The sequence below is a fragment of the Oceanobacillus picturae genome (assembly GCF_000612865.1).
Taxonomy (GTDB): Bacteria; Bacillota; Bacilli; order Bacillales; family Amphibacillaceae; genus Oceanobacillus_B; species Oceanobacillus_B jordanicus.
Map to the genome: position 1 here is coordinate 457,827 of NZ_CCAX010000001.1, position 14,111 is coordinate 471,937.

Consider the following 14,111-nt stretch of genomic DNA (forward strand, 5'->3'; position numbering starts at 1 on the left):
TAAAAACAGGCAGATTGGTAAACAAATGATGATAGTTTCTTTTTGTGAGCTAATCTCGATTGAAAAGATTTGGGAGGAGGTGAATGTCATGAACAAAACAGACTTAATTAATGCTGTAGCAGAAAAAAGCGATCTTTCTAAGAAAGATGCAACCAAAGCAGTTGATGCAGTTTTCGAATCTGTCATGGATTCACTAAAAGACGGTGAAAAAGTACAACTAATCGGATTTGGTAACTTTGAGGTACGTGAACGTTCAGCTCGTAAAGGGCGTAACCCACAAACTGGAGAAGAGATTGAAATCCCTGCAAGTAAAGTTCCTGCTTTCAAACCAGGAAAAGCCCTTAAAGATAGTGTAAAATAATTTTACATAGGGCGAAGGGAGAGGATACGCTTAGGCGTATCCTTTTTTTCTTACACATTAGGAAAGTATAAAAATTAGGAAAGTATAAAATTTTAGCTAGGAAGCAATTACGATGCAGTAAAAATTTTGATGTTCCAAGTATAAGAAAAACGTATACGTTCGCTATAAGAAGAGCGAATGCGAGTTTTTCTAAAATTTATCTTTCTATACTTAATAGCTAGTACCTGGATGTTTGACAATACAGGATAGATGGTAGATTATTTTAATGAGAATGCTAAGGAGGAATAAATATGGATGATTCAACTGCTAAATCAGACTTTTTCGTTATAAAGGCTTTGGAAGATGGTGTCAGCGTGATTGGATTGACTAGAGGGACAGATACTAGATTCCATCATTCCGAAAAGCTTGATAGAAATGAAGTGATGATTGCCCAGTTTACGGAGCATACTTCTGCCGTAAAAGTTAGAGGCAAGGCAATCATACAAACTAGCCATGGCGAGATTGAAAATACATAGTGATAAGGCTTTGTCGGATTGTTTGATTATCGATATCACTTAATTTATGCTATAATAACGAAAGCGTTAGGGAAACAATGAAAGGGCTATGGTGATATTTTGATGACTGCAAGATTAGACATTTACCACCTAAAAGAGCTACTCCGTGAAAAAATGAGACATGCTTACTTATATAAACATATTGAGAAGCCCATATTAGATCAAGCCAAGCTTATCCTTTTAACTGAGATAATAGATGAGACTTCCTTGACTACTTCGCAAAAAGAAAGCTACATTATTACAGCTATGCTCGTCCAGGTGGCTCTTGATACGCATGAAAAGGTTCCTGCGACTAGTAAGGTGGATGAAGACAAAGGAAGAAAAGTAGCTGGACAGCTAAATGTATTAGCTGGAGATTACTACAGTGGCCTTTATTATTTACTCTTATCCGAGATGAAAGAAATAGTTCTTATACATAAATTGGCAAATGCCATTAAAGAAATAAACGAAAATAAAATGAAATTGTACTATAATGAGGCATCTACTTTTGAAGATTACCTCAACATTTTAACAAACATAGAATCATTACTTATTACAAGTGTTGCAAACTATGTTGATAACAACGCCTACGAAAGTATTTACAGGGAATGGATTTTAACGAACTGTCTACTGCGGGAGAAGCAGAACTATTTGCAATATGGTAATTCACTATTGATTGATGCAGGATTTCATTATACAGATAAAGAAAACAAGGAAGACGTTCTTGCTATAGTAAACGAGAAAATTGGTGGAAGCCTTCAAAAGCTTTCTCTTTTTATGGAAAACTATGCAAATAAGGAGACAATACTTGGACAAGCAATTCAAGAACTCCTAAAAGAAAACAGCACGTTAGCGGAAGAAGGATAGATACATGAAGCCACAACAATCTAAAGAAGAACGAGTACACCATGTGTTCGAAAAGATTTATGGGAAATACGATAAAATGAATTCCATCATTTCCTTTCAGCGTCATAAGTCATGGCGAAAAGACGTTATGCGCCGGATGAAGATGGAAGAAGGCTCTCAAGTTCTTGACGTTTGCAGTGGAACAGGCGACTGGGCAATATCTTCAGCAGCTACTGTGGGCCCAAGTGGAAAGGTTATCGGACTAGACTTTAGTGAAAATATGTTATCGATTGCCAAAGCAAAGAAAAAAGATCTTCAATTAACCCAGCTTGAATTACTTCATGGGAATGCTATGGAGCTTCCTTTCGAGGATAATTCGTTTGATTATGTGACGATAGGCTTTGGCTTGCGCAATGTTCCTGATTATGTAACGGTGCTAAAAGAGATGTATAGGGTAGTTAAGCCAGGTGGGAAAGTAGTATGCTTGGAAACTTCTCAGCCGTCATTAGTAGGATTTCGCCAACTATACTATCTTTATTTCCGATTTATAATGCCATTGCTTGGTAGAATGATGGCAAAGAGCTATAAAGAATATGCCTGGTTGCATGAGTCAGCAAAGGACTTTCCGGATAAAGAAAAATTAGAACAATTATTTCACCAAGCAGGTTTTTCCCGTGTAGAAGTCAAAAGCTATACTGGTGGAGTAGCTGCCATGCATATGGGGCACAAATAAAGCAATCTTTTATGGATTAATAAATTTATACTTTTTAAGTGAAGTTAAAGGTGACACACATGAAGCTAGCAAGAATTTATAGTTTTTTAAAAAGAGATTTAGACATAATAGAGGAATCCCTTAATGAGGTATTTCAAGCAGAGCATCCTATTCTGCATGCTGCCTCTACTGAGCTTCTTAAAGCAGGTGGTAAAAGGATAAGGCCTGTTTTTGTGATACTATCAGGACAACTGGGAAGATATCAGCCAGACCGCGTCAAAACGGTTGCTGTATCGCTTGAACTCATTCATATGGCTACATTAGTCCACGATGATGTTATTGATGATGCATCGTTAAGAAGGGGGCAGCCAACTATCCGGGAACTATATGGCAATAGGGTTGCCATGTATACAGGTGATTATATATTAGCTAGAGCACTCGAAGAAATAACCCAGATTGAAGATGCTCCTGTTCACCAGCTTCTTTCACGAACAATCGTGGAAGTTTGTGTTGGAGAGATTGAACAAATAAAAGACAAATATAATTGGGACCAAGGGCTTCGAGATTATTTGCGTCGTATTAAACGTAAGACGGCCCTGCTTATTGCTACAAGTTGTCAATTAGGGGCCTTAGTTTCTGATTTAACAGAAGCGCAGGCTAACAACCTTTATAAATACGGCTATTATATTGGAATGTCCTACCAAATTATTGATGATATATTAGATTTCACTTCAACGGAAAAAGAATTGGGTAAGCCGTCAGGTAGTGATCTATTACAAGGGAATATAACATTGCCTGTACTATACGCAATGAAAGATAAAAAATTTGCTTCTGTTTTAAAAAGTGCAATTCAAGCCAACGATACTCTAGACGAAGAGCAGCTTGGTAATATTTTGTATGCTTTAAAAAATACCGATGCCATCGAGCAATCGTATCAACTTAGTGAACTTTATCTACAAAAAGCCTTAAAAGCTTTGGAGGAACTGCCAGAAGGGCGGGCAAAGCACACTCTAGAAAACATTGCTAAATATATCGGGAAAAGACGCTCTTGATAAATCTATTGTTATTTTTCAAAAAATTTGATAGAATTTTACGGTAGTCTATTAAGCCTATACATATTAGAGGGGTGAAAGCATGGAGAAAACTTTTTTAATGGTAAAACCCGATGGTGTACAGCGTAACTTAATTGGCGAGATCGTAAACCGTTTTGAGAGAAAAGGTTTTAAACTCGTTGGTGCAAAACTAATGGTAATTTCAGAGAACCTAGCAAAAAATCATTATGCTGAGCATAAGGAAAGACCTTTCTTCGGGGAATTGGTTGAATTTATTACCTCTGGCCCTGTCTTTGCAATGGTTTGGGAAGGGCATGATGTTATCCCGACTGCAAGAGAAATGATGGGGAAAACGAACCCTCTTGAAGCAGCACCAGGGACAATACGCGGTGACTTCGGTGTGACAGTTGGTAAAAATGTTATTCATGGCTCTGATTCATCAGAAAGCGCTGAAAGAGAAATAGCGTTGTTCTTCAATGAAAGCGAAACCACTTCTTACGAAAAACAGGATAGTGCTTGGATTTATTAAGCAGTTTAGCAAAAGCCTCCGTTTTAAATGCGGAGGTTTTTCATTTATAAAAAATTAAGCTGGCGAAAGAGGAATGAACATGATTGACGAATACGTTGGATTTACCGCAAATATAAAATCGAAACTTGGGATTGACCTTAATTTATATAAAGAGGCACAAATGAAAAGAAGACTTACCTCTTTACGAAATAAAAGGGGCTACTCTAATTTCAAATCATATTTCGAAGCTTTAAATCAAGAAGAATTATTATTAAATGAGTTCATAGATAGAATTACAATTAATGTATCTGAATTTTATCGCAATCCAAAGCGTTGGATAGTATTAGAAAAGGAAATTTTCCCATTGTTGCTAAAAAGCACATCTAAGTTATCTATTTGGAGTGCTGCATGCTCTACAGGTGAGGAACCTTATAGTCTAGCAATTCTTTTAAATGAATATTTTCCTGAGACAAATTTTCAGATTACCGCAACTGATATTGATCAAAACGCCTTAGAAAAAGCGAAGCAGGGGATTTACAGTGAGCAGTCCTTAAAAGAATTACCTGCTAAACTAAAAGAAAAATATTTTATTGAACAGCATGGCCTTTATACGGTAAAACCTATTCTTAAAGAAAAGATCATATTTAAGCAGCACAATTTACTAGCTGATAGTTATCCCAAAAACATGGACTTGATCGTATGTAGAAATGTCCTCATTTATTTCACTGACCCTGCAAAGGAAACCATTTATCATAATTTTAGCGCATCACTTAAAAATGGAGGCTTTCTGTTTGTCGGTAGCACGGAACAGATTTTTAGTCCAGCTACCTACAAGATGAGTTTAAAGGATACTTTCTTCTATGAGAAACGATAAGATGAGCTCTTTTATACATAAATTGAGCATTTCATGATTTTTTTTACCACAATTCTGTAAGATATGTTATAGTAGTTAGAAAAATCTTAAAGGAGTATGAATATGCGCTATTTAACTGCAGGAGAATCCCACGGAAAACAATTAACTACCATTATTGAAAATGTCCCGGCTGGAATGCCATTACAGAAAGAAAACATTAATGAATCCTTACTACGTAGACAGAAAGGACATGGGCGTGGTAAAAGAATGCAAATTGAAAAAGACCTTGTGGAAATTACGAGCGGAGTTAGACATGGCTACACTTTAGGATCACCGCTATCTCTCGTTATACATAATGATGATTTTAAACACTGGGTTGATATTATGGGTGATGACCCAATTGATGAAGATACAAAAATCAGAAGAGTCATAACAAGGCCAAGACCAGGTCATGCAGATTTAAACGGTGCTTTAAAATATGGACATCGCGATATTCGTAATGTATTGGAAAGATCATCTGCACGTGAAACTGCTGCTAGGGTGGCAGCCGGAGCTGTAGCAAAAACATTACTTAGACAGCTAGGGATAGAGGTAGCTTCCTATGTTAGGGAGATTGCAGGAATTGAAGCAGAGGAAAAGCCTGAATTAACTATGCAGGAAAGACAAAATACTGCTGAAGAATCCCCAGTTAGGGTTCTAGATAAAGAAGTAGAACAGCCTATGATGGATGCAATTGATCAGGCAAAGAAAGAAGGAGACTCGATCGGTGGAGTGGTAGAAGTCTACGTAGAAGGAATGCCTGCTGGTGTGGGTTCCTATGTACATTTTGATAGAAAGCTTGATAGCCGGATTGCAGGCGCTGTTGTCAGTATTAACGCATTTAAAGGAGTGGAGTTTGGCTTAGGATTTGAAGCAGCCCGCCGAAATGGCAGTAAAGTACATGACGAGATAGCCTGGGACGAAACTTCTGGATATTACCGTGAAACAAACCGTCTAGGAGGCTTTGAAGGTGGGATGACTACAGGAATGCCACTTGTGATTAAAGGGGTTATGAAACCAATCCCGACTCTTATGAAAAAGCCTCTTCAAAGTGTTGATATTGATTCAAAAGAGCCTTTCAAAGCAACGGTAGAGCGATCTGATGCTTGTGCGGTTCCCGCTGCGGCTGTGGTTATGGAACACGTTGTAGCGTTTGAGTTAGCCAATGCTTTAACAGAACAATTTACTAGTGATCAATTTTCTCAACTGAAAAAGGCAGTGGAGGAATATAGAGAAGAAATCAGGTGTTTTTAATGGAGGAAATCGTAATCAAATCAAGTATGCACGATTACACCATTACCATGGGAGAAGGAATACGATCCCAGCTCAGTAATTTTCTTAGCAAAGCCTATTCTTCCATCTTAATTGTGACAGATGAAAAAGTTGGTGAATTGTTCTTAGAAGATGTATTAGCAGGATTAGATAACGAACACATTTTTCACACAAGTATTAACGCAGGAGAACAATCGAAAGACATTGCAACATTCTATAAGTTGCAAACCATTGCTTTAGAATGCGGATTAGATAGAAATTCTTTAATAATAGCGCTTGGAGGTGGAGTAGTAGGTGATTTAGCAGGATTTGTTGCCGCCACCTTTATGCGTGGTGTCGATTATATCCAAATGCCAACAACAATTCTTGCACATGATAGTAGTGTTGGAGGTAAGGTTGCCATTAACCATGAATACGGAAAAAATCTCATCGGCAGCTTTTATCCTCCTACAGCAGTCATATATGACATGGAAACATTATCTACACTTCCTACAAAAGAAGTGCGTTCAGGTTACGCAGAGTTAGTCAAAGAAGCCTTGATTACGGATCATATTACTTTAGTCAATGTTTTAAAGGCAGACTTAAATAATCTCATCCCTAGCAAACTTAGCAGGGATTTACGAGCAGGAATTATGACGAAAGCAGCTATTGTGCAACAGGATGAGAAAGAAGCTGGAGTTCGTAAATATTTAAATCTAGGTCATACACTTGGTCACGCCCTGGAGTCTTATCATGGGTACGGTAAGTTAACCCATGGTGAGGCGGTTGCAATCGGTACATTATTCTCACTGCATATTAGTGAGGACCTTTTTCATACGAATCTTCCATATAAGGAAATATACGATTGGATGAAGGTAAATGACTATCCACTTCATGCGAAGTTACTTTCCGATACAGAAGTATTAATTAAAAAAATGAAAGCAGACAAAAAAACGGTCGATAACAATATACAAATGGTACTCCTAGAAACTACAGGAAAACCTGTGAATAGAATTGTTTCTGACGAAGCATTACAAACCTATTTACATTCATTTTCAAAAAGGTTGGTGGAAGTATGACGCGTGGTATAAGAGGGGCAACGACTGTAGTTCAAAATGAAGCAACTACCATAATAGAAGAAACACGTAGACTTATAGAAGAAATGGTTACAGCTAATAACATTGCACCAGAAGATATTTCCCATGTGTTTATCTCTGTTACACAAGATTTAAATGCAACCTTTCCAGCCAAAGGTTTGCGTGAATTGCCAGGTTACACGTATGTTCCTGTAATGTGTATGTCAGAAATAGACGTGCCAGGCAGTCTGACAAACTGTATCCGAGTTATGATGGTAGCCAATATAAAAACTGACCAGTCTAGAATTAACCACATCTTTCATAATGAAGCAATAAAGCTACGTCCTGATTTAACAGAGAAAGGCGGTTTGTGATTCATGCGAGGGAAAAAGATTCTAGATAAATTGACGCCATACCAACAAGGAAAACAAATGAAAGAAATTAAGGAAGCTTATGGTTTAGAGAGAATCATTAAGCTTTCCTCTAATGAGAACCCATATGGTTATTCTTCGACAATAAAAGCATATTTTAAAGAAAACCCGATCGATTTTAACATTTATCCAGATGGTTATTCTACTGAGCTCCGAAAAGCGATAGCAGAAAAATGTGAAGTAGAAGAAGATCAAATTATATTCGGGAGCGGATCTGAAGAAATTGTTCAAATGTTGAGCAGGGCTTTTTTATATTCAGGTGCTAATGTGATTATGCCTACACCATCCTTTCCTCAATATAAACATAATGCCTTAATTGAAGGAGCAGACATTAAGGAAGTCCCTACAGTTGAGGGGCTTCATGATCTTGATTCTATGCTTAAAGCGATTGATGATCAAACGAATGTTATGTGGCTTTGTTCTCCAAACAACCCTACTGGTAGCGTTATTGAAAAAGAGTTACTATATGACTTTCTTGATAAATGTCCACAACATGTCGTAGTAGCATTAGATGAAGCGTATTATGAATACATGGAAGAGGGGGAAGACCCTCAAGCAATAAAATTACTATCGCGCTATCCCAATTTGATCATCTTAAGGACATTTTCCAAAGCTTACGGGCTAGCGGGCCTGCGAATTGGATATGGACTTGCCAATCCAGAGCTAATTCGAAAGCTGGATGTGATTCGTGGCCCATTTAACACTACATCTATTGCCCAAAAAGCGGCCCAAATAGCAATAGAAGATGAGATATTTATGGAGGAAACTTATTCGAAGAATCTTTCAGTCAGGAAGTCCTTTGAAGCTTTTCTTGATGATCTCGGTTGGGGATATATTCCATCACAAACTAATTTCCTGCTCGTTTCTACCCCCGTTAGTGGGATGGAGGTCTTCCAACATCTAATTGAGAGTGGCTATATTGTCCGTCCTGGAGAACTTCTAGGTTGTCCACAAACAATTAGAATGACACTGGGTACGGAGAAGGACATGGAAACATTAAAAAATGTTCTTAGAAATTATAATGAACAATTAAAGAAGGAGCTTTCATTGTGAAACAAGTAATCGTAGTGGCAGGCCTTGGCCTAATCGGCGGATCCATTGCGAAGAGTGTGATTCGTGATAATGGTCATTATGTAATAGGTTATGATACAAACAACGAAACACTCCAGTTTGCTTTAGAAATGGGTATAATTCATGAAGCTGCTACTGACTTGATGACAGTCGCTAAAAGAGCTGACTATATCATTCTAGCAGCGCCTATTTCTGAGACAATTAGATTAATGGAGCTGCTTGATAATGTAAGTTTTGAAAAAGACATTATCATTACTGATGTGTCCTCTGTTAAAAGGCCAGTAATGGAGGCAGCTGAGAATTTAGTAAATCCACACCTATATTTTATAGGCGGACATCCCATGGCAGGGTCACATAAAAAAGGGGTACAGGCAGCAAAGGCTCATTTATTTGAGAATGCTATATATGTCCTCGTTTCGGGAAGTACTGTACATACGAAACAAGTTAAACAACTAAAAGAAATCCTATCAGCAACAAATTGTAAATTTATTGAATTGAATGCAACGGAACATGACGAAATGACAGGGGTTGTATCACATTTCCCTCATCTCATCGCCTCTTCCCTTGTTCACCAGGCTAGAAAGTGGCAAGAGACACATCAGTATTTACCAAATCTGGCAGCAGGGGGATTTCGTGATATTACACGTATTGCCTCAAGTAACCCAGTCCTTTGGCAAGATATTTTTCATCATAATCGAGAAAAGATGGTTCAATTACTAGATGAGTGGATTAAAGAAATGTCCTTTCTTAAGCAACTAGTGGAGCAAAAAGATAGAAAGACAATGATCTCCTATTTAGAAGAAGCCCAAGAATACAGAGACGGACTTGGTAAAAAAGAAAAAGGTGCCATTCCTTCTTACCATGATCTTTATGTCGATATCCGTGACCAAACAGGTGCTATTGCTAGTGTTACACAGCTACTAGCAGAGCATTCAATTAGTATTAATAATATTCAAATTCTAGAAATCAGAGAAGGGATCACGGGAGCATTACGTTTATCTTTTTCTTCCCAAACTTTTTTGGGCCATGCAAGCCAATTATTACGTGATCATGGTTATGAAACAATGGTTGAAAAATAATTAGAAACATAAAGTGAAACTTCAATCAGTGGGGTTTTCGTTCTTCCCACTGATTGGTAGTTGAACGAATTGGGGTGTTAACGTCCGTTTACTCCTACTAAAAACTAACGGTTTCTCTTCATGTTTTTGAAGTCGGAGTTTTACGGACGGTTGCTCCGGGATAAAAAGGAGGAAGGGCTATAATGGAAAAGCGATTAAAAGCTGTTAATCATTCTCTAGTTGGAGAAATAGAAGTTCCTGGAGATAAGTCGATCTCTCACCGTGCTGTAATGTTCGGCTCTATGGCACATGGTGTTACACATGTGCGGCATTTTCTTGATGGGGAAGATTGCATGCGAACTGTAAAAGCCTTCCAAGCGATGGGTGTTTCTATAAATAAACAAGGAGATGAACTCAAAATAGACGGCAGGGGAATAACAAACCTAAAGAAACCTACAGAAGAACTTGATTTCGGAAATTCGGGAACAACTGCTAGATTAATGCTTGGGGTACTTGCTGGAATGAAGTTCAACTCAACGGTTTATGGCGATGCTTCCTTAACGAAAAGACCTATGGATCGGGTGGTGAACCCACTAAAGAAAATGGGAGCAAAAATTGATGGGGCAGAATCTGGCAGTTATTTACCTTTAACCATTACAGGCCAGCCATTGATAGGAATTGATTACAGTTTGCCCGTTAAAAGTGCCCAAGTGAAGTCAGCGGTATTGCTGGCAGGTTTACAGGCAGAAGGAGAAACGATAGTTAGAGAGTCTAATCTAACCAGAAATCATACAGAAACAATGCTACAGGCTTTCGGTGCCTCCATTAAAACAGAAGGACTAAAAACTACGGTTACAAACGAAAAAATGTTGCAGGGTACAGACGTATATGTCCCTGGTGATATTTCGTCAGCCGCTTTTTTTATCGTTGCCTCAGCAATCGTACCTGGTAGCAAATTGACATTAAAGCGTGTTGGATTAAACCATACACGAACAGGTATACTTGATGTGATCCAAAAGATGGGTGTACGAATAAATATCTTGAATGAGCAAATGTTAGGTGGAGAAAGTTTCGGAGATATTATCGTTGAAGCCGGAGAACTAAGAAGTGTAACGATAGAGGGAGATTTGATCCCTCGCCTAATTGATGAAATTCCAGTGCTTGCTTTACTTGCCACCCAAGCTGAAGGAACAACCGTAATTAAAAATGCAGAGGAACTACGAGTAAAAGAAACGGATCGAATTACAGCTGTTACAAATGTATTAAACGGGTTAGGAGCATCAGTTGAAGCTACGGCAGACGGGATGCTTATTCATGGAAAAACCCAACTAAAAGGCGGGAAAGCAACCTCCTATAACGATCATCGTATCGCCATGATGAGTGCGATTGCTTCATTAATTACAGAAGAAGATGTTATCATAGATGATATATCTTCTATAGCCATATCCTATCCAAGCTTCTTTGAGGATTTACAAAGGATAAAATAAAAGGTAACGTTATATTACAATTCGTTGATATATACTAATCAACTAAAAGAATCTGCTTAAAGCGGATTCTTTTAGTTCCAGGAACATTTTTGTTATAAAGGAAATTCACATAGTTTATCTTTTTCTTCTCAAGCTATGGGATCGGTATAGATTTTTTATTCAACCGAATGGCTCTTCTGTGCGGCAAGGTTGGTTATAATGAAAAGGTACGGTAGGAAAGGATGCGTAATATATGGAAACAATTATGGAAGCTGTCCATTTAATGGAGGCAAAACAAACAGAAAAAGCAATACAACTCTTGGAGGGGTACTTACCAACTGCGGACGCTGAAGAAAAGTATACAATAGCAGAACTTTATATGCAGTGGGGATTTTTACAGGAGGCAAGCGTGATTTTAGATGAATTGCTTCAATTATACCCTGAAGAAAGTGAGTTAAAAATCACTTTAGCTGACATTTACATTGAATTGGAAAAAGATGAGTCTGCAATTGAATTATTGAACGAGGTTAAAGAAGATGATGAAGCCTATGTTCAGGTGCTGATCCAGCTTGCGGACTTATACCAGGCTCAAGGATTATTCGAAGTAGCTGAGCAAAAGCTATTGAACGCTAAGCAGGTTGCTCCTAATGAACCTATTATTGATTTTGCGCTTGCAGAATTGCTATTCTCGATTGGAGAATACCGAGGTGCGACCACCTATTATGATAAGGTTGCAAGTATGGATATTAAAGAGCTTGCAAATGTGTCCATTGATGATAGACGCGCAGAATCCCTTGCCGCGTCAGGTGAATATGAAAAAGCATTAGAGATATACCAAGGTCAAGAGATGGAAAACTCAGATTCTCTTTTCAAATATGGTGTGACCGCAAATCAAGCAGATCGGAAAGACATCGCTATCAAGGCATGGGAACGCGTGGTAGAAACAGATCCATATTACCACACAGTTTATCATAAGCTTGCAGGTGCTTATGAAGAAGAAGGCTTGGAAAAAGAAGCCTATGAAACAGCCATTAAAGGATTAAAGTATGATGAATTCAACAAGGAACTATATTTTATGGCGGGTCAGTTAGCACATAAACTCGATAAAAATGATGAAAGTGAAAAGTGGATGCGTGAAGCTGTGGCAATAGACCCAGATTATAAGGAAGGAGTCCTATTTTTAATAGAACTGTTAAAAAATAATGAGAATTTTAAAGGGATTATTGAGCTCGTTGGCGAAATTAAAAGTACAGGAGCTAGTGATCCTCTTTATGAATGGGAACTTGCCCGAGCTTATAATGAGGAAGAATTATATAAAGATGCATTAAACCATTATAAGGAAGCATATAATAGCCTTAATCAGGACAGTGACTTTATGAAGGAATATGGTTATTTTCTTACAGAGGAAGGGAGGGTTCAGGAGGCAATACCGGTATTGGAATCCTATATGGCGCAGCAACCCTTGGATGATGATGTGGAAGGATTTTTAAGTCGCTTGAAACAAGCGAATACTGAAGCGTAATGTAATGCAAGAACAGATAATTGAAGGGGGACTGAAAATAGATGCAAACTCCTATTTCCATACAAGATAAAAAAGGGTTTCTTCAGTGGTTTCTTAACCATTATCAACTGAAAAAAAGAGAAAGTGTATGGATCTTAAATTATTTGGTCAACCATGATGAAATTCTGGCGAATGTCCACTTTGTTAGAGAAGCTAAATTTTGTCCGCGAGGTATCATTATGACGAGCCACTGTTCCGAAGAGACACCATTTAGATTCTATAAAAACCAATTGGTGACAACAGATGCTGAAAAATCATTCCATGACATTCGACTTAACCATAACGAACCTTTATATTTACAATTAAATTTTAAGAAATCCTATCAAAACGCTGCGTATGTAGCGGTATTAGAAGAAAACCCCTACATTCCAGATGAATATTTTATAACAGAAAAGGATCAACAGATAGCTGAAGATTTACTAGAAAGATCAATTTACACATTTAAACGAAGCTATTTAACTCAGGAAATCGATCTGGCTCTAGATAAAATGGATCAGAAAAGGTTCCTTGACCTTTCCAATGAATTAAAGAAACTAGAAGACTCGTTTTCCAAAAATCAACCTTTGCAGGAGCAATAGGTTGATTTTTTTTGAACAGTTAAGATAAGATTTATGTAAGCATTTCGCATTTATAGCTATATTAATGAATCATCAAACGTGTCACCTATGACCTGAAAAAAGGGGATGCATTACAGTATCTACAAACCTCCTCTTTTTATCGTCTCATGAGGTTGAACTTATAGACTTTAAATGTTTAGCTACACATTGTAAAACAGAGAGAGGATGATGGGTAATAATGAAATGGAAAAAGAATGATATTATTCAGTATATGGAGGCAAAAGATTTTATCGATAGTGTGCTTATTCCATTGGTGCCTTTTCAGGTTTCAGATGACAATACCTTACCGTCAAGCACCTTTCAAAGTGAGGTCATTCAAATCCTGGCAAATGAAATTGAAAAAGAGCTAACGGGGAGAGTATTACTAACACCGCCTTTACACTACTTAAAAAATACCAACAAGGAAACAGAAGTATCTCGTCTTAATCAATGGGTTCAAGATGTAAAGCAACAGCCTTTTGAACATGTTTTCTTTCTTACCTTTGATTCTGGTTGGAAAAAGTTAGAGAAAGACTTGGATGGTACGCTTCTTTGGTTGCCCGGAAGTAAATCTGGAAACCTGCAATCAGCAGAAATGCGTGCCGTTATTAAAGATCAGGTAGACCAGTTAGGAGAATTGATCCGTTCCTATTGGGTATAATAAAAAATGTATGCATTTTCATTTAGAACAGTTAAT

General features: G+C 37.7%; 16 protein-coding genes. All 16 read left to right on the top strand.

Features of this window, described 5'->3' with window-relative positions; all coding sequences use genetic code 11:
- The first annotated feature begins 88 nt into the window (after positions 1 to 88).
- The 16 genes from BN988_RS02350 to BN988_RS02425 all read left to right on the top strand — a co-directional run bounded on the left by BN988_RS02350 (position 89) and on the right by BN988_RS02425 (position 14,075).
- Positions 89 to 361 carry an HU family DNA-binding protein gene (locus BN988_RS02350; protein WP_036572809.1) on the top strand — a complete coding sequence of 91 codons (273 nt, stop codon included), beginning with the start codon at positions 89 to 91 and terminating at the stop codon, positions 359 to 361.
- A gap of 290 nt (positions 362 to 651) precedes the next feature.
- Positions 652 to 876: a trp RNA-binding attenuation protein MtrB gene (gene mtrB / locus BN988_RS02355; protein WP_036572810.1), complete on the top strand. Its 225-nt coding sequence runs from the start codon at positions 652 to 654 to the stop codon at positions 874 to 876.
- A gap of 102 nt (positions 877 to 978) precedes the next feature.
- On the top strand, positions 979 to 1,761 hold the full coding sequence (locus BN988_RS18265) for a heptaprenyl diphosphate synthase component 1 (RefSeq protein ID WP_051557623.1): 783 nt from the start codon (positions 979 to 981) through the stop codon (positions 1,759 to 1,761).
- Between the two features lie 4 nt (positions 1,762 to 1,765).
- Positions 1,766 to 2,473, top strand: a complete 708-nt coding sequence (gene menG, locus BN988_RS02365) for a demethylmenaquinone methyltransferase (RefSeq protein ID WP_036572811.1) — start codon at positions 1,766 to 1,768, stop codon at positions 2,471 to 2,473.
- Positions 2,474 to 2,532: 59 nt separating this feature from the next.
- Complete coding sequence (hepT, locus tag BN988_RS02370) at positions 2,533 to 3,504, top strand: heptaprenyl diphosphate synthase component II (protein WP_036572812.1); 972 nt, start codon at positions 2,533 to 2,535, stop codon at positions 3,502 to 3,504.
- Between the two features lie 82 nt (positions 3,505 to 3,586).
- On the top strand, positions 3,587 to 4,033 hold the full coding sequence (gene ndk, locus BN988_RS02375; protein ID WP_036572814.1) for a nucleoside-diphosphate kinase: 447 nt from the start codon (positions 3,587 to 3,589) through the stop codon (positions 4,031 to 4,033).
- 82 nt (positions 4,034 to 4,115) lie between these two features.
- Complete coding sequence (locus BN988_RS02380; protein WP_036576286.1) at positions 4,116 to 4,886, top strand: CheR family methyltransferase; 771 nt, start codon at positions 4,116 to 4,118, stop codon at positions 4,884 to 4,886.
- A 102-nt stretch (positions 4,887 to 4,988) separates the two neighbouring features.
- Positions 4,989 to 6,158, top strand: a complete 1,170-nt coding sequence (gene aroC, locus BN988_RS02385) for a chorismate synthase (protein WP_036572815.1) — start codon at positions 4,989 to 4,991, stop codon at positions 6,156 to 6,158.
- A complete protein-coding gene (aroB, locus tag BN988_RS02390) occupies positions 6,158 to 7,234 on the top strand; it encodes a 3-dehydroquinate synthase (RefSeq protein ID WP_036572817.1) in 1,077 nt (358 codons plus the stop codon). Before aroC ends, aroB begins: the two co-directional genes overlap by 1 nt.
- Positions 7,231 to 7,605, top strand: a complete 375-nt coding sequence (aroH, locus tag BN988_RS02395; protein WP_036572818.1) for a chorismate mutase — start codon at positions 7,231 to 7,233, stop codon at positions 7,603 to 7,605. The genes aroB and aroH overlap by 4 nt, the downstream gene beginning before the upstream one ends.
- Positions 7,606 to 7,608: 3 nt before the next feature.
- Entirely contained in the window at positions 7,609 to 8,715 is a 1,107-nt protein-coding gene (gene hisC / locus BN988_RS02400) for a histidinol-phosphate transaminase (protein WP_036572820.1), read from the top strand.
- Positions 8,712 to 9,812: a prephenate dehydrogenase gene (locus tag BN988_RS02405; RefSeq protein WP_187120229.1), complete on the top strand. Its 1,101-nt coding sequence runs from the start codon at positions 8,712 to 8,714 to the stop codon at positions 9,810 to 9,812. Before hisC ends, BN988_RS02405 begins: the two co-directional genes overlap by 4 nt.
- A 179-nt stretch (positions 9,813 to 9,991) precedes the next feature.
- A complete protein-coding gene (aroA, locus tag BN988_RS02410; RefSeq protein WP_390620591.1) occupies positions 9,992 to 11,278 on the top strand; it encodes a 3-phosphoshikimate 1-carboxyvinyltransferase in 1,287 nt (428 codons plus the stop codon).
- Positions 11,279 to 11,510: 232 nt separating this feature from the next.
- Positions 11,511 to 12,779, top strand: coding sequence for a tetratricopeptide repeat protein (locus BN988_RS02415; RefSeq protein WP_036572824.1), 1,269 nt, complete (start codon positions 11,511 to 11,513; stop codon positions 12,777 to 12,779).
- 41 nt (positions 12,780 to 12,820) lie between these two features.
- Positions 12,821 to 13,396: a ReoY family proteolytic degradation factor gene (locus BN988_RS02420; protein ID WP_036572827.1), complete on the top strand. Its 576-nt coding sequence runs from the start codon at positions 12,821 to 12,823 to the stop codon at positions 13,394 to 13,396.
- Positions 13,397 to 13,613: 217 nt separating this feature from the next.
- Positions 13,614 to 14,075 (top strand): YpiF family protein, encoded by a 462-nt coding sequence (locus BN988_RS02425; RefSeq protein WP_036572828.1) that lies wholly within the window; start codon positions 13,614 to 13,616, stop codon positions 14,073 to 14,075.
- Positions 14,076 to 14,111 lie beyond the last annotated feature (36 nt).